This window comes from Streptomyces sp. NPDC099050 (assembly GCF_044759865.1).
Classification (GTDB): Bacteria; Actinomycetota; Actinomycetes; order Streptomycetales; family Streptomycetaceae; genus Streptomyces.
In genome coordinates this window covers 66595-85908 of the sequence record NZ_JBIWAE010000007.1, presented here as the reverse complement: position 1 = coordinate 85908, position 19314 = coordinate 66595, and the positions used below count along the sequence as shown (strand labels likewise).

Genomic DNA, 19314 nt, shown 5'->3' with positions numbered 1-19314 from the left:
CCATGGTGTGCAGTGACTCCGCCACCAGGTGGCTTCTCCCTCGACCCCACGGGGTCTTGAGACGGTCAAGCCCTGACCGCTGCCCGAGGGCAGAACACAGACGGTAGTACGTCCGAACCGAGCGGCGCCGCCACAGGCCCGGTCTTCACTCGCAGGGGGGAAGATGGACCACGTGCCCGCGCTCGACGAAGACCTCAAGAAGACCCTCGGCCCCGCCACCGCGAAGGTGCTGGCCGAGCAGCTCGGCCTGCACACGGCCCTGGACCTGCTCCACCACTACCCCCGGCGGTACGCGGAGCGCGGCGAGCTGACCTCGCTGGCCGAACTCGCCGACCAGATCGACGAACACGTCACGGTGGTCGCGCAGGTCGCCGACGCGCGCCTGCTGACGTACCAGGGCAGCCGGGGCGGCGGAAAGCGCCTCGAAGTCACCATCACCGACGGCAGCGGACGGCTCCAGCTCGTCTTCTTCGGGTCCGGCGTCCACAAACCGCACAAGGAACTGCTGCCCGGCAGCCGCGCGATGTTCGCGGGCAAGGTCGGGATGTTCAACCACAAGCTCCAGCTCGCCCACCCCGCCTACGAGCCCCTCGGCGAGGACGCCTCCGACCGGGACGCGGCCGCCGCCTTCGCGAGCCAGCTCATCCCGATCTACCCGGCCTGCGCGAAGCTGGAGTCCTGGAAGATCGCCAAGTGCGTGGACGCGGTGCTCCCCACGGCCCAGGAGGTCGTCGACCCGCTGCCGCCCGCCCTGCGCGAGGACCGCGCACTGGTCCCGCTCACCGAGGCCCTGCTGAAGATCCACCGCCCGGTCACCAAGGCCGACATCGAGGACGCCCGAGGCCGCCTCAAGTGGGACGAGGCCTTCGTCCTCCAGGTCGCCCTGGCCCGCCGCCGGCACGCCGACTCCCAGCTCCCGGCCGTACCCCGCCGCCCCACCCCCGGCGGCCTCCTCGAATCCTTCGACGCCAAGCTCCCCTTCACCCTCACCGAGGGCCAGCGGACTGTCTCGAAGGAGATCTTCGACGACCTCGCCACCGACCACCCCATGCACCGCCTCCTCCAGGGCGAAGTGGGCAGCGGAAAGACCATGGTGGCCCTGCGGGCCATGCTCGCCGTCGTCGACTCCGGCGGACAGGCCGCCATGCTCGCCCCCACCGAGGTGCTCGCGCAGCAGCACCACCGGTCCATCACCGAGATGATGGGCGAGCTCGCCGAGGGCGGGATGCTCGGCGGCTCCGACCGGGGGACCAAAGTCGTCCTGCTCACCGGCTCGATGGGGATGCCCGCCCGCCGTCAGGCGCTGCTCGACCTGATCACCGGCGAGGCCGGCCTCGTGATCGGCACGCACGCGCTCATCGAGGACAAGGTCCAGTTCCACGACCTCGGCCTGGTCGTCGTCGACGAACAGCACCGCTTCGGCGTGGAACAGCGCGACGCCCTGCGCTCCAAGGGCAAGCAGCCCCCGCACCTGCTCGTCATGACCGCCACCCCGATCCCGCGCACGGTCGCCATGACCGTCTTCGGCGATCTGGAGACCTCCGTACTGGACCAGCTCCCCGCCGGCCGCTCCCCGATCGCCACCCACGTGGTGCCCGCCAAGGACAAGCCGCACTTCCTGGCCCGGGCCTGGGAGCGGGTCCGCGAGGAAGTGGAGAACGGCCACCAGGCGTACGTGGTCTGCCCGCGCATCGGCGATGGCGAGGACGAGAACGGCAAGGGGGCCAAGGGAGCCGCAGCCAAGAACGCGAAGTCCGCCGCCGCCAAGAAGAAGGCGGCGGCCGAGGAGGACGGCGACCGGCGGCCCCCGCTCGCGGTGCTGGAGATCGCCGAGCAGCTCACCCGGGGCCCCCTCGCCGGGCTCTCCGTCGAGGTCCTGCACGGGCGGATGGACCCCGCCGACAAGGACGACGTCATGCGCCGCTTCACCGCCGGCGAGGTCAAGGTGCTGGTCGCCACCACCGTCATCGAGGTCGGCGTGAACGTCCCCAACTCCACCGTCATGGTCATCATGGACGCGGACCGCTTCGGCGTCTCCCAGCTCCACCAGCTCCGCGGCCGCGTCGGCCGCGGCTCCGCCCCGGGGCTCTGCCTGCTGGTCAGCGAGATGCACGAAGCCAGCCCCGCCCGCGCCCGGCTCGCGGCCGTCGCCGCCACCCTGGACGGCTTCGAGCTCTCCCGCATCGACCTGGAGCAGCGCCGCGAGGGCGACGTGCTCGGCCAGGCCCAGTCCGGTGTCCGCTCCAGCTTGCGGATGCTCGCGGTCATCGAGGACGAGGAGGTCATCACCCAGGCCCGGGAGGAGGCCACCCGCGTGGTCGCCGCCGACCCCGAGCTCACGGAGCTGCCGGGGCTGCGGACCGCACTGGACGCCCTGCTGGACACCGAGCGGGAGCAGTACCTGGAGAAGGGGTGACCGGCACGGTGACGGGCACGACCTATCGTGGAACACCTGCACCACCCGTTGCCCCGCTCACCGAAGGACCCCAGATGACCCGCGTGATCGCCGGAAGCGCCGGCGGGCGACGCCTCGCCGTACCGCCCGGCACCGGCACCCGCCCGACCTCGGACCGGATGCGCGAAGGACTCTTCTCCACCTGGGAGTCGCTGCACGGAGTGGAGGGGGCCCGCGTCCTCGACCTCTACGCCGGTTCCGGCGCCGTCGGCCTGGAAGCGCTCTCCCGCGGCGCGGCCCACGCGCTGCTGGTCGAGCCCGACGCCAAGGCCGCCAAGGCGATCAAGGACAACATCACCTCGGTCGGCCTGCCCGGCGCCGAATTCCGGTCCGGCAAGGCCGAGCAGATCGTGGCCGGCGCCGCGCACGGGGACCCGTACGACATGGTCTTCCTGGACCCTCCGTACGAGGTCGAGCACGCACACCTCTGCGAGATCCTCCTCACACTCCGGTCCAATGGCTGGCTCACCGGCGACGCGCTCGTCACCGTGGAGCGCAGGACCCGCAGCGGGGCCTTCCCGTGGCCGGACGGCTTCGAGCCGCTGCGCTCCAGGAAGTACGGCGAGGGCACCCTTTGGTACGGTCGCGCCGCCTCCACCAGCGAAGAGTCATGAAGCCCGCACCCGGGAACGAGGGAATGCAGTTGCGCCGCGCCGTCTGTCCGGGGTCGTTCGACCCCATCACCAACGGACACCTCGACATCATCGGCAGGGCCTCGCGGCTCTACGACGTGGTCCACGTCGCCGTGATGATCAACCAGTCCAAGCAGGGGCTCTTCACCGTCGAGGAGCGGATCGAGCTGATCCGCGAGGCCACCGCCGACTACGGCAACATCGTGGTCGAGTCCTTCCACGGACTCCTCGTCGACTTCTGCAAGCAGCGGGAGATCCCGGCCATCGTCAAGGGCCTGCGCGCCGTCAGCGACTTCGACTACGAGCTGCAGATGGCCCAGATGAACATGGGGCTGTCCGGCGTCGAGACGCTCTTCGTCCCGACCAACCCCACCTATAGCTTCCTGTCCTCCTCCCTGGTCAAGGAAGTGGCGGCCTGGGGCGGCGACGTCGCCCACCTGCTGCCCGCACACGTGCACGCCGCGCTGCTGGAGCGGCTGCCCCGGCGCTGACCCCGGCCGCCTCGGCCCCCTGACCGGGAGTCAGCCGGTGTCGGCTCCCGGGCCGGTGGCCTTACAGTCGTCCCGTCCGTCTCGGGAACCGCCCGGGGCCGAGAGAGTGCGAGCACCCATGGACGTGCAGAAGAAGCTCGACGAGATCGTCGCGGCCGTCGGCAGCGCCCGGTCCATGCCCATGTCGGCCTCGTGCGTGATCAACCGCGCCGAGCTGCTCGCCCTCCTCGAAGAGGTACGGGGAGCCCTGCCCGGTTCGCTCGCCCAGGCCCAGGAGCTCATCGGCGGCCGGGAGCAGATGGTCGAGGAGGCCCGCCGCGAGGCCGACCGGATCATCGAGTCAGCGCACGCCCAGCGCGGTTCGCTGATCTCCGACACCGAGGTCGCGCGGCGCTCCCAGGAGGAGGCGGACCGGATCCTGGCGGAGGCCCGCCGGGAGGCGGACGAGGTCAAGGCCGAGGCCGACGACTACGTCGACAGCAAGCTCGCGAACTTCGAGGTCGTGCTCACCAAGACCATCGGCTCGGTGGACCGGGGCCGCGAGAAGCTGCTCGGCCGCGGGGCCGGGCTCGACGAGCAGGGCTACCCCGACGCCGAGGCGCCCGAGCGCAGCCACGACCCGGAGACGCAGCGGCAGCAGGCGGACGCGTACGTGGACACCAAGCTCGCCACCTTCGAAGCGGTGCTCTCCAAGACCCTGGAGGCCGTCGGCCGGGGCCGGCAGAAGCTGCTGGGCCGCGTGGCCACCGACGACCTCGGCGCGCACATGGCCGCCCAGGACGCCGCCGGCTCCAACCAGTCGCGCTCCTCCAGCGACGCGGACTTCCTGGCGGGGCTGGCCGAGCCGCAGGCCCCGCTGATCCCCGCACAGGCGCAGCCGGAGCCGCAGCCCTCGTACGACGCGTACTCCTACCAGCAGCCCGTCCAGCAGGACGCGTATGCCTACCAGGACCCGTACGCCGGCTACCAGCAGCAGCCCCTGCAGCCCCAGCAGCAGCCCGACCCGTACGCGGTCTCGTACGAGCAGCAGCAGCCCGACCCCTACGGCGGCTACCAGCAGCAGCCCGTGCAGGACCAGCAGGCGGCTCTGGACGAGACCAGCTTCTTCGACACGAGCATGATCAATCTGGACCAGCTGCGCCAGTACGAGCAGGGGCGCTGAGCCCGTCCGGAACCTGGATTGGGCTCAGGGCGACGCGGCGGGTATCCTGGCTCTTCGGTCGCGCGTATGCACCGCGATCCATGCTGCCCCCACGTGGCGGAAATCTTGATCTTCAGCAGTCTCCAGTGATTTTGTGAAAGCGGGAACAGCCCTGAACACCCACCTCGACCACCGCAATCCTCTCGTGTTCGACACGCACGAGCTGGGTCGGCGTCCTGGTGCCATGCTGCGGCTGTCCCGCGAGATCGCGGCGCCGGCGGACCTCGGTCTCGCCGGTGTCATCGGAGTGCCCCAGGGCAACAAGCTGAACCTCAAGCTCCGCCTGGAGTCGGTCATGGAAGGGGTGCTTGTCACAGGCACCGTCCGTGGCTGGGCGACCGGGGAATGCGTAAGGTGTCTGGAGGCCGTCGAGCGTGAGCTCAAGGCGGAGTTCCAGGAGATGTTCTCGTACCCTGACGCCGACGACCGGATCCGCTCCAAGGCGGAGCCGGCCGACGACGCCGAGGACGACGAGGACACACTCTTTCTCGAGGACGGCTTGTTCGACCTCGAATCCGTGCTGCGCGATGTGGTGGTGCTCGCACTGCCGCTGCAGCCGGTGTGCCGGGAGGATTGTCTCGGACTGTGCCCCGATTGCGGGCTCAGCCTGAACGACGACCCGGACCACCATCATGACGCCGTCGACATCCGTTGGGCGGCACTGCAGGGACTCGTCACCGATCAGGGCGTCGAGAAGGACAATATGAGCGGCACTGCCTCCGACGGAGTTCAGGGCGCCGCCGAGAAGCAGGAGAAGTAGCCGTGGCTGTTCCGAAGCGGAAGATGTCGCGCAGCAACACGCGCCACCGCCGGTCGCAGTGGAAGGCTGCGGTCCCCACCCTGGTTTCGTGCGAGCGTTGCCAGGAGCCGAAGCTCCAGCACATTGCGTGCCCGAGCTGCGGCACCTACAACAAGCGCCAGGTCCTCGAGGTCTGAGCGGCTGGTGAGAGGCGCAATGTCTGAGCTGTCCAACGCTGAGAAGCAGGCAGACAGTAAGAACGCGGCCTCGTCCCACGTGCTTCTGGAAGGGCGGCTCGGGTATCGACTCGAGTCCGCCCTTCTGGTGCGTGCGCTGACCCACCGCTCGTACGCGTACGAGAACGGCGGTCTGCCCACCAACGAACGCCTGGAGTTCCTCGGGGACTCCGTGCTGGGCCTGGTGGTCACGGACACGCTGTACACGACCCACCCCGATCTGCCGGAAGGCCAACTGGCCAAACTGCGGGCCGCGGTAGTCAACTCGCGTGCACTTGCCGAAGTCAGCCGCGGGCTCGAGCTCGGCTCCTTCATCCGGCTCGGCCGGGGCGAAGAGGGCACGGGCGGCCGGGACAAGGCCTCCATCCTCGCCGACACCCTTGAAGCGGTGATCGGCGCGGTCTACCTCGACCAGGGTCTCGACGCGGCCTCGGAGCTGGTTCACCGGCTCTTCGACCCGCTCATCGACAGGTCCTCGAACCTCGGTGCCGGCCTGGACTGGAAGACCAGTCTCCAGGAGCTCACGGCCGCCGAAGGTCTCGGGGTGCCCGAATACCTGGTCACCGAGACCGGCCCGGACCACGAGAAGACCTTCACCGCCGCCGCGCGCGTCGGTGGGACCTCTTACGGCACCGGTGTCGGGCGCAGCAAGAAGGAAGCGGAACAGCAGGCGGCCGAGTCCGCGTGGCGCGGTATCAGTACCGCGGCGGGCGAGCAGACCTCGGCGGCCGCCGGATCCTCGGCCGCTCCGGCCGAGGGCGACGGGACCCAGACTCCCGCCGATCCGGCGCCGGATGCCTGACCCCGTTCTTCCGGGAACTCCCCGCCCCGCCACCTGCTCCGGCAGGCGGCGGGGCGGACCCGTTTGCGGGCGGGCCCATCGGGTCCGGGCAGGCCCGGCACGCCCGGTAGGCTCGGCGGCAGCGCCCCGATCCGCACTCCCTCCGGAGGACCCCCGTGCCCGAGCTGCCCGAAGTCGAAGTGGTGCGGCGAGGGCTCGAGCGCTGGGTGGCCGGGCGGACCGTCACGGCCGTCGAGGTCCTCCACCCGCGCGCCGTACGCCGGCACGAGGGCGGCGGCGCCGACTTCGCGGCGCGGCTCACGGGGGAGACCTTCGCGGTACCGAGGCGGCGCGGCAAGTACCTGTGGCTGCCGCTGGAGGAGCGGGAGCACTCGGTGCTCGGGCACCTCGGAATGAGCGGGCAGCTCCTCGTGCAGCCGGAGGGCGCCCCCGACGAGAAGCACCTGCGCATCCGGGTGCGGTTCGCCGACGACGCCGGGACGGAGCTGCGCTTCGTCGACCAGCGGACCTTCGGCGGGCTGTCGCTGCACCCGTGCGTCCCCGACAGCGCGGAGGGGCTGCCCGAGGTCATCGCGCACATCGCGCGGGACCCCCTGGATCCACTGTTCGACGAAACGGCCTACCACCTGGCGCTGCGCGCCAAGCGCACCACCGTGAAGCGGGCACTGCTCGACCAGTCGCTGATCAGCGGGGTCGGCAACATCTACGCGGACGAATCGCTCTGGCGCGCCAAGCTGCACTACGAGCGCCCCACGGCCACGCTCACGCGCCCCCGGAGCACGGAACTCCTCGGCCACGTCCGCGACGTCATGAACGAGGCGCTCGCCGTCGGCGGCACCAGCTTCGACAGCCTCTACGTCAACGTCAACGGCGAGTCCGGCTACTTCGACCGCTCGCTCGACGCCTACGGCCGGGAGGACGAGCCCTGCCGGCGCTGCGGTACTCCGATGCGGCGCAGGCCCTGGATGAACCGGTCGAGCTACTTCTGCCCGCGCTGCCAGCGGCCCTCGCGCGTGGCGTCGTAGGCGGACCTGGAAGAGAGCACCACGGGCATGCTGCCCTCCAGCAGCCCGATGAGCGCGTCCACGCGCTCCGCGACCGATACGCCGAACGGGGTCAGCTCGTAGTCGACCCGGGGCGGGTTGGTCGGCTGGGCCTCCCGGTTGACGATGCCGTCGCGCTCCAGCGCGTGCAGGGTCTGGGAGAGCATCTTCTCGCTTATGCCGTCCACCCGGCGGCGCAGCTCGTTGAACCGGCACGGCCCCTTGGACAGGGCGCCGACGGTGAGGCTTCCCCAGCGACCCGTGACGTGTTCCAGCGTCTCGCGGGACGGGCACGAGCGAGCAAACACGTCGAATGCGCGGAATGCTTCGGAGGCCTGTTCGGGCACGCCGTCACCCTCGGTATCGCTACACCCTGAAGTCTGCATGGTTTCAGCCTACTACTGCGCAGCGCCAGCCATCCAGATTGCGCTTTCAAAAAGTTAGTGGTTACCTCGGTGTCGTTGCATCACGCCGCACAGCGCCGTGTACCCCACGGTGTTTTCCGAGGGAGACCGTCTTGTCCGCAACCACGTACACCCCCGTCGTCTCGATCGCCTACCACTCCGGCTACGGCCACACCGCCGTGATCGCCGAGGCGGTCAAAGCCGGCGCCGTCGACGCCGGTGCGACCGTGCACCTGATCAAGGTCGACGAGATCGACGACGCGCAGTGGGAGCTGCTGACCGCGTCGGACGCGATCGTTTTCGGTGCCCCGACCTACATGGGCACCGCTTCCGGTGCCTTCCACGTCTTCGCCGAGGCCACCTCGAAGATCTGGTTCGTGGCCGGCTGGCAGGACAAGGTCGCCGCGGGCTTCACCAACTCCGGCTCCAAGTCCGGAGACAAGGGCAACACCCTCGATTACTTCCAGACCCTGGCCTCGCAGCACGGCATGAGCTGGGTCAACCTGGGCCTGAAGCCGGGCTGGAACTCCAGCACCGGTTCCGAGAACGACATCAACCGTCTCGGCTTCTTCGACGGCGCCGCCGCCCAGTCCAACGGTGACCAGGGCCCCGAGTTCGTCCACAAGGCCGACATCGCCACCGCCGAACACCTCGGCGCCCGCGTCACCGAGCAGGCCCGAGTCCTGCTCGCGGGCCGCGCCGCCCTGGCCTCCGCCTGACGCCGGAGCCGGGTTCCGTTGCCGTGGCCGCTGCTGGAACCCGCTGCTAGAAGCCGAAGTCCTGGGTCCACCAGGGGCCGCCGGCGGCGTTGTACACGCCGATGCCCAGGGTGCGGAACTCGCAGTTGAGGATGTTGGCCTTGTGGCCCGGGCTGTTCATCCAGGCCTTCATCACGGCCGCCGCGTCACCCTGGCCGCGGGCGATGTTCTCGCCGCCCATCCCCGATATGCCGGCCTTGGTGGCGCGGTCCCACGGGGTGTTGCCGTCGGGGTCGGTGTGGTCGAAGAAGCCCCGGACGGCCATGTCCTTGCTGAAGGCCCCGGCCAGCGCCGCCAGCGGCGGGTTAGCCCGGACGGCGACGCAGCCTGCCTGTGCGCGCTCCTGGTTCACCAGGGCGAGCACGGCACTCTCCTCGGCGGAGTGGCCCGCAGAGGTGGGCGGGGCCGCGGGGGCTGAGGGCTTCGGCGGGGAGGGCTTGGGCGGGGAGGGCTTCGGCTTCGGCTTCACCGGGGTCGGGGTGGGGCTCGCCTCCGGGGTCTTCGCCGCCTTCGTGGAGGGGGAAGGCGAAGGAGAAGGGGAGGCCGACGGGGAAGGAGAGGCGGAGGGCGTCGGGGAGGCGGACGGGGTGCTCGCTCCCGAGGGGGCCCGGCCGGAGAGGTTGGCGAGGCCGCCCTGCTGCTCCAGTGCGCTCTGGGTGCTCGGCGAGACCGGAGTCTTGGCCTGGGCGTCCGCGGTCTTCGCGTCGGAGCCCGCGCTCGTGACCCCTACGTAGGGGAAGGCGGAGCCGACGGGTACGAAGCCCGTGGTGACGGCCGCCGTGCCGAGGGCCACGGCCACGGATGCGCCGAGGAGACCGCCCCGCAGGGCGGCGCGGCGCTTGCCGCCGGGGCGCGGCGCGGCGTGGAGTCGGTGGCGTCCCATCCTGGCTCACCTTCCTGGGGTTCGGGTCAACGCTTCAAGATCAACCTTTACTCACCCAAATGGGTGAGCTCATTGCTGCGCGACTGTACGCCATGGCGGCAGGGGGTGAGGTGACCCGGATTTGTTTGCCCGGTTAGCGTTCAGGCATGAACGAAGACGTGCGGATGACCGCCTGGGTGCGCGGCCGTGTACAGGGAGTGGGCTTCCGTTGGTTCACCAGGGCGAACGCCATGGAGATCGGCGGACTGATCGGCTTCGCGCTCAACCTGGACGACGGGCGAGTACAGGTGGTGGCCGAAGGTCAACGTGAGAATTGCCACCGGCTCCTGGAGTGGCTCCACGGCGCCGACACGCCCGGGAACGTGGACGGGGTGACAGAGATCTGGGGCACACCGCGCGGCGGTTACAACGGGTTCGCGATCCGGTGAGCGATCGACTGATCATGTACTGAACACATCGCCGGATGGTCCGCATGTGGTCGGAACTGCGCATTCGTCGCCGACGCGTTGCCGGGGCGACGGATCCGTGGAAGGCTCGGAGACGAGGATGATCTCCACGCCCCTTGCGGGGGCCGGGATGCCCGCCGATACGGGGCGTGATCGTGTTGACCGTCAAACTTTTTGGTGAGACGCTGGAAGCCCCGCGCACCTGAGCTGTTTGGCAGTGCTGGCAGTACACAGTGTCAGCCAAAGATCGATGCAGTGACTGACAGTTGCTGCCGGACATCCGCGGGTGCGATTCCCTCACGACCCACACCGCTTCGGTCGGTCACTCAGTGTGGAGGACCATCCATCATGGCAAAGGCGCTTCTCGGTTACGTCGGCGGTTCCGACCCGCGACTCCTCGCCGAGATGCGACGGCTTCAGCAGCGCGTCCAGGACCTCGAGTCCGAGCTCGGACGAATCCAGTCCGAAAACGACGCTCTGAACGCGGCCGCCGCACAGCACGGAGACTCGCTGCTTGACAGCATCGACCTCGACGTACCCCAGGCGGAGCCTGCGCTCACCTGATCCGCGCTCCCTCGTCGCTCGATCAACGGAACCGCATGATCTGCAAGGGACGCTTCGGCGTCCCTTCTTTCTTTCCGTCCTTCCCTCCTCTGCTTTCCCCCGCCTTTCCCACCTCGGACAAGGCCGCCGGGCGGCGTTGCGCCAGGTGGGGGGCTCCTTCCTTTAGCGTCTGATGTGCCCTGCACCTTCATGGGCGAAACCGAACGCGAAAGGTAGAGTCCGGCGGCGTGCACCTCAAGTCCCTGACCCTGCGCGGCTTCAAATCATTTGCTTCCGCGACCACCCTGCGCTTCGAGCCGGGCATCACCTGTGTCGTGGGCCCCAACGGCTCCGGCAAGTCCAATGTGGTGGACGCGCTCTCCTGGGTCATGGGCGAACAAGGGGCCAAGTCCCTGCGCGGCGGGAAGATGGAAGACGTCATCTTCGCCGGCACGACCGGCCGCCCCCCGCTCGGCCGCGCCGAGGTCTCGCTCACCATCGACAACTCCGACGGCGCGCTGCCCATCGAGTACGCCGAGGTCACCATCACGCGGATCATGTTCCGCGGCGGCAGCAGCGAGTACCAGATCAACGGCGACACCTGCCGCCTCCTCGACATCCAGGAGTTGCTCTCCGACTCCGGCATCGGCCGCGAGATGCACGTCATCGTCGGACAGGGCCAGCTGGACTCCGTCCTGCACGCCGATCCGATGGGCCGCCGCGCCTTCATCGAGGAGGCGGCCGGGGTGCTCAAGCACCGCAAGCGCAAGGAGAAGGCGCTGCGGAAGCTGGACGCGATGCAGGCCAACCTCGCGCGCGTGCAGGACCTGGGCAACGAACTGCAGCGGCAGCTGAAGCCCTTGGGGCGGCAGGCGGCGGTGGCCCGGCGGGCGGCCGTCATCCAGGCGGACCTGCGGGACGCGCGGCTGCGGCTGCTCGCCGACGACCTCGTCACGCTCAAGGGCGCCCTCGACGCGGAGATCGCGGACGAGGCGGCGCTGAAGGAGCGCAAGGAGGCGGCCGAGGCGCAGCTCGCGGCGGCGGTGCGGCGGGAATCCGAACTGGAAGAGGCCGTACGGGAACTCGCGCCCCGGCTCCAGCGGGCACAGCAGACCTGGTACGAGCTGTCGCAGCTCGCCGAGCGCGTACGCGGGACGGTGTCCCTGGCGGATGCCAGGGTCACCTCGGCGTCGGCGCCGGCAGAGGAGGACCGGCGCGGCCGGGACCCGGAAGACATGGAGAAGGAGGCCGCGCGGATCCGCGAGCAGGAGGCGGAACTGACGGCCGCACAGGAGGCGGCCGCGCGGGCGCTGGAGGACACCGTCGCCCACCGGGCCGAGCTGGAGCGCTCGCTGGCCGACGAGGAACGGCGGCTACGGGACGTGGCGCGGGCGATCGCCGACCGGCGCGAGGCGCTGGCGCGACTGACGGGCCGGCTCGGCGCGGCCCGCTCCCGCGCGGGCGCCGCCCAGGCGGAGATCGACCGGCTGGTGCTGGCGCGGGACGCGGCGCGGGCACGGGCGGAGGAGGCGCGCGAGGAGTACGAGTCGCTGGCGCAGGAGGTCGGGGAGGAGTCCCCGGGGGCGGCCGAGGGCGCGGCCGGCTCCGGGCCGGGGGAGTACGAGGAGGCACGGGCCGAGCTGGCGGCGGCGGAGGCCGGACTCGGCGAGACCCGGGACGCGTTGGCCGCGGCGGAGCGGTCGCGGGCGGCGGTGTCGGCGCGACGGGACGCCCTGGCGATGGGGCTGCGCCGCAAGGACGGTACGGCCGAGCTGCTCGCGGCGCGGCTGGAGGGGCTGCTCGGGCCGGCGGCGCAGCGGCTGTCCGTGACCCCGGGGTACGAGGTGGCGGTGGCGGCCGCGCTGGGTGCGGCGGCGGACGCGGTGGCCGTCACGTCGACGGCGGCGGCGGCCGGGGCGATCCGGTACTTGCGGGACGGGGACGCGGGGAGGGCCGCGTTCCTGATCGCGCCGGTCGCCTCCGGCGGTTCGGGGGTCGGGGCCGGAGTGCCGAGCCAGGCCCCGGCGCCGGGTTCGGGCCCGGGCCCGGGTTCGGGTTCGGCTCAGGCCCCCCGCGCGGGCTCGGCTCAGGACCAGGACCAGGACCAGGACTCGGTCCGGACCGGCGAGGCGACCCGGGGTTCGGACCCGGGAACCGGTGTCGGGTCGGCCGGCGGGGTCGGGCCGGGGGTTGCTTTCCCCCACCCCGCCCCTTCCCGAAACCGGGGCTCGGCCCCGGACCCCGAGGCGCAAGCGCCGGCGGGGCTGGCCGCCCCGACGCCCGAGGCGCAAGCGCCGGCAGGGCTGGCCGTCCTGACCCCTGCGGCCCAGGCGCCGGCGGGGCTGGTCGCCCCGACGCCCGAGGCGCAAGCGCCGGCGGGGCCGTCCGCCCTGACCCCTGCGGCGCAGGCGCCGGCGGGGCCGGGCGTGTCGGGCTCCGGGTCTCAGGTGCGGGTGGACGGGGCGGTCGGTGCCGCGGGGCTCGTGCGGGGGGACGCCGAGGTCGTGCGGGCCGTGGCCTGGGTGTTGCGGGACTTCGTCGTCGTCGGGGGGCTCGACGAGGCCGAGGCTCTCGTTGCCGCGCGGCCCGAGCTGGTGGCCGTGACCGCCGAGGGGGACGTGCTCGGAGCGCACCTCGCGCACGGCGGGTCCGCCGGGGTGCCCAGCCTGATCGAGGTGCGGGCCGCCGTCGACGAAGCCGCGGCGGAGCTGGCCCGGCTGGACGGCCGGTGTCTGGTGCTGGCGGGGGAGAAGGCGGACGCGGACGCGCGCCGGGTGGCGGCCGGGGCCCGGGTCGAGGAGCTCGGGGAGCTCCGGCGGGCCGCCGAGCGGGCGCGGGCCGGGGTAGCGCAGCAGCTCGGGCGGCTCGCCGGGCAGGCGAAGGGGGCGCTGGGCGAAGCCGAGCGCGCGGCCGCGGCCGCAGCCACGGCGCAGGATGCGCTGGAGCAGGCGCTGGCCGACGTAGAGGAGTGCGCGGAACGGCTCGCCGTCGCCGAGGAGATGCCCGCGGAGGAGGAGCCGGACACCTCGCGCCGGGACCGGCTCGCGGCCGACGGGGCGAACGCCCGGCAGACCGAGATGGAGGCCCGGCTGCAGCTCAGGACCCATGAGGAGCGGGTGAAGGGGCTCGCGGGCCGGGCCGATTCCCTCGACCGCGGGGCCAGGGCCGAGCGGGAGGCCCGGGCCAGGGCCGAGCGCCGCCGGGAACGGCTGCGGTACGAGGCGCGGGTGGCCGGGGCCGTCGCCGACGGAGCCCGCCAGCTGCTGGCGCACATCGAGGTGTCGCTGACCCGCGCCGTCGAGGAGCGCACGTCCGCCGAGTACGCGAAGGGCGTGCGTGAGCGGGAGCTGGACGAGGCCCGGGGGCTGGGCCGGGGCCTGAAGGGCGAGCTCGACAAGCTCACGGACTCCGTGCACCGCGGCGAGGTGCTCGGCGCCGAGAAGCGCATGCGCATCGAGCAGGTGGAGGGCCGTGCGCTGGAGGAGTTCGGGATGGCGGCGCAGGGGCTCGTCGCCGAGTACGGGCCCGACCAGCCGGTGCCGCCGAGCCCGTCGGTGGACGGGGAGGAACCGGATCCGGAGGCCGGGCCGGAGCCCTTCGTGCGCGCCCGGCAGGAGAAGCGGCTGAAGGCGGCCGAACGGGCCTACCAGCAGCTCGGCAAGGTCAACCCGCTGGCGCTGGAGGAGTTCGCGGCGCTGGAGGAGCGGCACAAGTTCCTCAGCGAGCAGCTGGAGGACCTGCGCAAGACCAGGGCCGACCTCCTTCAGGTCGTGAAGGAGGTCGACGAGCGGGTCGAGCAGGTCTTCACGGAGGCCTACCGGGACACGGCCCGTCAGTTCGAGGGGGTGTTCTCGCGGCTGTTCCCCGGCGGCGAGGGCCGGCTGATCCTGACGGATCCGGACAACATGCTCACCACGGGCATCGACGTCGAGGCCCGGCCGCCGGGCAAGAAGGTCAAGCGGCTGTCGCTGCTCTCGGGCGGCGAGCGCTCGCTGACCGCCGTGGCCCTGCTGGTCTCCATCTTCAAGGCACGGCCCAGCCCGTTCTACGTGATGGACGAGGTCGAGGCCGCGCTCGACGACACCAACCTGCAGCGGCTGATCCGGATCATGGAGGAGCTGCAGGAGAGCTCACAGCTGATCGTGATCACGCACCAGAAGCGGACGATGGAGGTCGCCGACGCGCTCTACGGGGTCTCGATGCAGGGCGACGGGGTATCCAAGGTCATCAGCCAGCGCCTGCGGTGACGGTGAGCCCGGTTGCGCCCGGATGAGGCCGGATGAGCCCGGATATGCCCGGCTGCGGCTGGATGCGGACTGGTGTGGCCGGGCCGATGCGGGGCACGTGCGCTCCGATGGCCTCGCCGGGTGGTGCCCGATCTTGACCTGTGTGCCACTGGGAGGGATCACACCCTCAGCCCGCCCACGCCTCAGCCCGCCCACCCCGAAGCCGGCACGCAGGAGCGCACCTTGAGCAGCAGCACGACGCCGCCCCAGGCCTCAGGCGGCGGTCACGTATCGCAGCCCGACCACCTCGGGCACGTCATCTTCATCACCGCGGCCGCCGCCATGGGCGGATTCCTCTTCGGCTACGACAGCTCCGTCATCAACGGCGCCGTCGAGGCCATCCGCGACCGCTTCGACGTCGGCTCCGGCACGCTCGCCCAGGTGATCGCGGCCGCGCTGATCGGCTGCGCCCTCGGCGCGGCCACCGCCGGCCGCATCGCCGACCGGATCGGCCGGATCCGCTGCATGCAGATCGCCGCAGTCCTCTTCACCGCGAGCGCCATCGGCTCGGCCCTGCCGTTCGCCCTCTGGGACCTGGCCGCCTGGCGCGTCATCGGCGGCTTCGGCATCGGCATGGCCTCGGTGATCGGCCCGGCCTACATCGCCGAGGTCTCCCCGCCCGCGTACCGCGGCCGGCTCGCCTCCTTCCAGCAGGCGGCCATCGTCATCGGCATCGCCATCTCGCAGCTGGTCAACTGGGGCATCCTGAACCTCGCCGACGGTGACCAGCGCGGCAAGGTCGGCGGCCTCGAGGCGTGGCAGTGGATGCTCGGCGTCATGGTCGTACCGGCCGTGCTCTACGGACTGCTCTCCTTCGCCATCCCCGAGTCCCCGCGCTTCCTCGTATCGGTCGGCCGCATGGAGAAGGCCAAGACGGTCCTGCGGGAGGTCGAGGGAGAGGGCATCGACGCCGACGCCCGCGTCCGCGAGATCGACAGCGCCATCCACTCGGAGCAGAAGTCCACCTTCAAGGACCTCCTCGGCGGCGGCTTCGGATTCCTGCCGATCGTCTGGATCGGCATCGGCCTCTCCGTCTTCCAGCAGCTCGTCGGCATCAACGTGATCTTCTACTACAGCTCCTCGCTGTGGCAGTCGGTCGGCATCGACCCGAGTTCCTCGTTCCTGTACTCCTTCGAGACCTCGGTCGTGAACATCGTCGGTACGGTGATCGCGATGGTCTTCGTGGACCGCATCGGCCGCAAGCCCCTCGCGCTCATCGGGTCCGTGGGCATGGCGATCTCCCTCGGGCTCGCCGCCTGGGCCTTCTCGTACAAGGACACCAGCGGCGGCGACATCGCCCTGCCGCACACGCAGGGTCTCGTGGCCCTCATCGCGGCCAACTGCTTCGTGCTCTTCTTCGCCCTGTCCTGGGGCGTGGTGGTCTGGGTCCTGCTCGGCGAGATGTTCCCCGGCCGGATCCGCGCCGCGGCCCTCGGCGTGGCGGCCGCCGCCCAGTGGATCGCCAACTGGGTCATCACCGTCTCGTTCCCGACGCTCTCGGACTGGAACCTGTCCGGCGCGTACGTCATCTACGCGGTCTTCGCCGTGCTCTCGATCCCGTTCATCCTCAAATGGGTGCCGGAGACCAAGGGCAAGGCGCTGGAGGAGATGGGCTGACCACCCCCGCCGACGGCCCCCCTCCCGCGGCTGCCCCGTTTCAGTCCTTGAGGCGGGGCAGCACCTGTTCGCACAGCAGCTGCAGGCTCCGCCAGCCCTCGTCCACGGGCATCCCGCCGCACAGCGGGTGCAGCACCAGGTTCCCCGCCTCGCCGGCGCCGCGGGCGTACGCGACCGCCTCGTCCGGGGTCAGGATGCGGTACACGCCCTCGGCGCGCAGCTCCGCCACCGTGTGCGCGCCCGACCGCACGGCGCTGCGGATGTCCTTGGACTGCCAGGAGGCGTACATCCCGGCCTCGTGCAGGAACCGCTCGCCGTACTGGTCCCACGCCCGGTCCGGGTCCTCGGCGATGTGCAGCAGCGGGGTCTCGGCCGCCGGCATCATGCAGAAGCCCTCCGTGCCGTACTCCGCGAGCTTCGCGTTGTAGTACGCCTCCAGTTCGGGCAGGTGCGCGCTCGGGAAGAACGGCAGCCCCAGGCGGGCCGCGCGGCGGGCCGCCGCCTCCGAGCTGCCGCCGACCAGGAGCAGCGGGTGCGGCTGGGTGAAGGGCCGCGGGGTGACCCGTACGGTGCGGCCGCGGAACTCGAAGGGTTCGCCGGTCCACGCCTTCAGCAGGGTCTCCAGCAGCTCGTCCTGGAGCTTGCCGCGCCGGCCCCACTCCACGCCGTGCTGCTCGTACTCCTCGGGCCGGTAGCCGATGCCCGCCACCGTGACGAGGCGGCCGCCGCTCAGCAGGTCCAGTACCGCGATGTCCTCGGCCACCTTCAGCGGGTCGTACAGCGGGCCGATGATCGCCGAGACGGTGACGGCGATCCGGCGGGTGGCACCGAAGACCGCGCCCGCGAAGGCGAAGGGGGAGGGCAGCCAGTTGTTGTCGGTGCCGTGGTGCTCCTCGGTCTGGATGGTGTCGATCCCGCGGTCGTCCGCGTACTTCGCCATCTCCAGTGCGGCCTTGTAGCGGGCGGAGAGGGTTTCCGGGGTGCCGTTCGGGTCGATGAGGTTGAACCGGGCCACGGTGATGGGCATGGAGAAGTCCCCCTTCGCCGGAGGTGGGTGGGCGGGCGAAGGGGGACGTTAGCTGACGTCGCGTCAGTTGGACAGGGATTCGGCGGGGACCCGTTCCCGCGCCGGGGCCTCGGGGGCCTCGGGGCTCTGCGGCGCCGCCGGGGTGCGCGGCAGGGTCGCGTACAGCAGGGCCGAGGTGACGATGCCCGCCGCCCAGCCCAGGCCGTTCTGCCCGACCCACGTGGTGGCCAGCGGACCGCTGAACCAGTCGACCTTCGTGAACAGCAGGCCCACCACCAGGGCCAGGCCCCAGGCGGTCATGGCCTGCCAGACGAAACCGCCCCGGTACCAGTACGCGCTGGTCCGCGTGGTGTCCAGGAGCCCCGCCCCGTCGTAGGACGTGCGGCGCAGCATGTCCACGCCGAAGACGCCGATCCACGCGGAGAAGGCCACGGCCAGCAGGGTCAGGAAGGAGATGAACGAGCCGAAGAAGCTGGTCGCGACCACCATCAGCAGGAAGCCGAAGACCAGGCTGATGATCGCGTTGACGCTGACCGCCGCCGCGCGCGGGACCTTGATGCCGAGGGTCTGGGCGGTGAAGCCCGCCGAGTACATGGACATCGAGTTGATGAGCAGCATGCCGATGAGGGCGATCAGCAGGTACGGGACCGCGATCCAGATCGGCAGCAGTTCGCCGATGAAGGACACCGGGTCCTGCGCGGTGGCCAGGTCGGGGGTGGCGACGGCCATCACCGCGCCCATGAGCACCATCGGGATCACCACGACGGCCGCGCCGCCGATGGTCGCGCCGACCATGCCCTTGGCGGAGGCGGTACGGGGCAGGTAGCGGGTGAAGTCAGGGCCGGAGGGGACCCAGCTGATGCCGCCGGCCGCGATGGTGCCGATGCCCGCGATCATCATCGCGGTGGAGCCGGCGGGCTTGTCGAAGACGGCGGACCAGTCGGTCTCCGCGATCAGATAGCCGAGCACGAGCACGCTGAAGGCGCCGAAGAGGTACGTGGACCACGTGGAGCAGACGCGCAGCGCGTTGATGCCGAGCCCGGAGACCAGGAAGGTGCAGCCGACGAAGAAGAGCAGGGTGACGACGATGAGCGCGGTGTTCTTCTTGATGCCGAAGACCAGGTCCAGGACGGTCAGGACGGCGTAGGCGCCGCTGACCGCGTTGATGGTCTCCCAGCCCCAGCGGGCGACCCAGATCAGGGCGCCGGGGAAGAGGTTGCCGCGCTGGCCGAAGACGGCCCGGGAGAGCGCCATGCCGGGGGCGCCGCCGCGCTTGCCCGCGATGGATATGAGTCCGACGATCCCGTAGGAGACGACGGGGGCGGCGATCGCGACGACGAGCACCTGCCAGATGTTCAGCTTGTTGAAGATGACGAGACCGGCACCCATGGTCAGCAGCAGCACGCTGATGTTGGCGGCGACCCAGGTCGGGACGAGCTCGCGGACCCGCCCGCGGCGCTCGGCGTCCGGGACGGGCTCCAGGCCGCGCGACTCGACGGTGGTCTCGGCAGGCATAGGTGTACTCCGTGGGGGAGGCGGGGCGTGGGGGGACTGCTCATCATCGTAGATTCGCAACAAAAAGCACAAATAGAGGCCTATTGCCCTGTGTGATGCCCCAAGAGTCATGGGTTGTCGCGGCCCACTGCATGGGCCGCGCCAACCCACGGGCGCCCCCCCCCCCCACCACCCCCAAACCCAAAATGGGGGGGTGGGGGAACCCCCCCCCAACACAGAACCCCCCCCCCCGCCCC

Annotated in this window: 17 protein-coding genes; 13 read left to right on the top strand and 4 right to left on the bottom strand. The window is 71.1% G+C overall.

Annotation, left to right across the window (positions count from 1 at the left end):
- Positions 1 to 163: 163 nt before the first annotated feature.
- The 8 genes from recG to mutM all read left to right on the top strand — a co-directional run bounded on the left by recG (position 164) and on the right by mutM (position 7581).
- A complete protein-coding gene (gene recG / locus ACIQV3_RS14210) occupies positions 164 to 2416 on the top strand; it encodes an ATP-dependent DNA helicase RecG (RefSeq protein WP_403712679.1) in 2253 nt (750 codons plus the stop codon).
- Positions 2417 to 2490: 74 nt separating this feature from the next.
- Entirely contained in the window at positions 2491 to 3069 is a 579-nt protein-coding gene (gene rsmD, locus ACIQV3_RS14205) for a 16S rRNA (guanine(966)-N(2))-methyltransferase RsmD (RefSeq protein WP_403712678.1), read from the top strand.
- A gap of 29 nt (positions 3070 to 3098) precedes the next feature.
- A complete protein-coding gene (gene coaD / locus ACIQV3_RS14200) occupies positions 3099 to 3578 on the top strand; it encodes a pantetheine-phosphate adenylyltransferase (RefSeq protein ID WP_403712879.1) in 480 nt (159 codons plus the stop codon).
- 118 nt (positions 3579 to 3696) lie between these two features.
- Positions 3697 to 4740, top strand: coding sequence for a cell division initiation protein (locus ACIQV3_RS14195; protein ID WP_403712677.1), 1044 nt, complete (start codon positions 3697 to 3699; stop codon positions 4738 to 4740).
- A 151-nt stretch (positions 4741 to 4891) separates the two neighbouring features.
- Complete coding sequence (locus ACIQV3_RS14190; RefSeq protein ID WP_266882269.1) at positions 4892 to 5539, top strand: DUF177 domain-containing protein; 648 nt, start codon at positions 4892 to 4894, stop codon at positions 5537 to 5539.
- Positions 5540 to 5541: 2 nt separating this feature from the next.
- Complete coding sequence (gene rpmF / locus ACIQV3_RS14185) at positions 5542 to 5715, top strand: 50S ribosomal protein L32 (protein ID WP_003965982.1); 174 nt, start codon at positions 5542 to 5544, stop codon at positions 5713 to 5715.
- Positions 5716 to 5734: 19 nt separating this feature from the next.
- The gene (rnc, locus tag ACIQV3_RS14180; RefSeq protein WP_403712676.1) at positions 5735 to 6556 is read left to right on the top strand and encodes a ribonuclease III; all 822 of its coding nucleotides are present in this window, start codon (positions 5735 to 5737) and stop codon (positions 6554 to 6556) included.
- A 155-nt stretch (positions 6557 to 6711) separates the two neighbouring features.
- On the top strand, positions 6712 to 7581 hold the full coding sequence (mutM, locus tag ACIQV3_RS14175) for a bifunctional DNA-formamidopyrimidine glycosylase/DNA-(apurinic or apyrimidinic site) lyase (protein ID WP_403712675.1): 870 nt from the start codon (positions 6712 to 6714) through the stop codon (positions 7579 to 7581).
- On the opposite strand, the gene ACIQV3_RS14170 is transcribed toward mutM, so the two are convergent.
- Positions 7536 to 7985 (bottom strand): winged helix-turn-helix transcriptional regulator, encoded by a 450-nt coding sequence (locus ACIQV3_RS14170; protein WP_403712674.1) that lies wholly within the window; start codon positions 7983 to 7985, stop codon positions 7536 to 7538. The two genes, mutM and ACIQV3_RS14170, sit on opposite strands and share 46 nt — an antisense overlap.
- Positions 7986 to 8116: 131 nt before the next feature.
- On the opposite strand from ACIQV3_RS14170, the gene ACIQV3_RS14165 reads away from it, so the two are divergent.
- The gene (locus ACIQV3_RS14165; protein ID WP_403712673.1) at positions 8117 to 8722 is read left to right on the top strand and encodes a flavodoxin family protein; all 606 of its coding nucleotides are present in this window, start codon (positions 8117 to 8119) and stop codon (positions 8720 to 8722) included.
- A 46-nt stretch (positions 8723 to 8768) separates the two neighbouring features.
- On the opposite strand, the gene ACIQV3_RS14160 is transcribed toward ACIQV3_RS14165, so the two are convergent.
- Entirely contained in the window at positions 8769 to 9644 is an 876-nt protein-coding gene (locus ACIQV3_RS14160) for a CAP domain-containing protein (protein WP_403712672.1), read from the bottom strand.
- 146 nt (positions 9645 to 9790) lie between these two features.
- Here ACIQV3_RS14160 and ACIQV3_RS14155 point away from each other — a divergent pair, with 146 nt between their 5' ends.
- From ACIQV3_RS14155 to ACIQV3_RS14140, 4 genes are all read left to right on the top strand, one after another.
- Positions 9791 to 10072: an acylphosphatase gene (locus ACIQV3_RS14155; RefSeq protein ID WP_403712671.1), complete on the top strand. Its 282-nt coding sequence runs from the start codon at positions 9791 to 9793 to the stop codon at positions 10070 to 10072.
- Positions 10073 to 10438: 366 nt separating this feature from the next.
- Positions 10439 to 10654, top strand: coding sequence for a hypothetical protein (locus tag ACIQV3_RS14150; RefSeq protein ID WP_030227372.1), 216 nt, complete (start codon positions 10439 to 10441; stop codon positions 10652 to 10654).
- Positions 10655 to 10881: 227 nt separating this feature from the next.
- On the top strand, positions 10882 to 14880 hold the full coding sequence (locus ACIQV3_RS14145; protein ID WP_403712670.1) for an AAA family ATPase: 3999 nt from the start codon (positions 10882 to 10884) through the stop codon (positions 14878 to 14880).
- A 222-nt stretch (positions 14881 to 15102) separates the two neighbouring features.
- Entirely contained in the window at positions 15103 to 16536 is a 1434-nt protein-coding gene (locus ACIQV3_RS14140; protein WP_403712669.1) for a sugar porter family MFS transporter, read from the top strand.
- 40 nt (positions 16537 to 16576) lie between these two features.
- On the opposite strand, the gene ACIQV3_RS14135 is transcribed toward ACIQV3_RS14140, so the two are convergent.
- Together ACIQV3_RS14135 and ACIQV3_RS14130 are read right to left on the bottom strand one after the other, a co-directional pair.
- On the bottom strand, positions 16577 to 17563 hold the full coding sequence (locus ACIQV3_RS14135) for an LLM class flavin-dependent oxidoreductase (protein ID WP_385370385.1): 987 nt from the start codon (positions 17561 to 17563) through the stop codon (positions 16577 to 16579).
- Between the two features lie 63 nt (positions 17564 to 17626).
- Positions 17627 to 19078 (bottom strand): cytosine permease, encoded by a 1452-nt coding sequence (locus ACIQV3_RS14130; protein WP_403712668.1) that lies wholly within the window; start codon positions 19076 to 19078, stop codon positions 17627 to 17629.
- Positions 19079 to 19314 lie beyond the last annotated feature (236 nt).

Coding starts and splice junctions, on each gene's coding strand:
- recG (WP_403712679.1), top strand. CDS start 164: ATGGACCACGTGCCCGCGCTCGACGAAGACCTCAAGAAGACCCTCGGC.
- rsmD (WP_403712678.1), top strand. CDS start 2,491: ATGACCCGCGTGATCGCCGGAAGCGCCGGCGGGCGACGCCTCGCCGTA.
- ACIQV3_RS14195 (WP_403712677.1), top strand. CDS start 3,697: ATGGACGTGCAGAAGAAGCTCGACGAGATCGTCGCGGCCGTCGGCAGC.
- rnc (WP_403712676.1), top strand. CDS start 5,735: ATGTCTGAGCTGTCCAACGCTGAGAAGCAGGCAGACAGTAAGAACGCG.
- ACIQV3_RS14170 (WP_403712674.1), bottom strand. CDS start 7,985: ATGCAGACTTCAGGGTGTAGCGATACCGAGGGTGACGGCGTGCCCGAA.
- ACIQV3_RS14160 (WP_403712672.1), bottom strand. CDS start 9,644: ATGGGACGCCACCGACTCCACGCCGCGCCGCGCCCCGGCGGCAAGCGC.
- ACIQV3_RS14155 (WP_403712671.1), top strand. CDS start 9,791: ATGAACGAAGACGTGCGGATGACCGCCTGGGTGCGCGGCCGTGTACAG.
- ACIQV3_RS14150 (WP_030227372.1), top strand. CDS start 10,439: ATGGCAAAGGCGCTTCTCGGTTACGTCGGCGGTTCCGACCCGCGACTC.
- ACIQV3_RS14135 (WP_385370385.1), bottom strand. CDS start 17,563: ATGCCCATCACCGTGGCCCGGTTCAACCTCATCGACCCGAACGGCACC.
- ACIQV3_RS14130 (WP_403712668.1), bottom strand. CDS start 19,078: ATGCCTGCCGAGACCACCGTCGAGTCGCGCGGCCTGGAGCCCGTCCCG.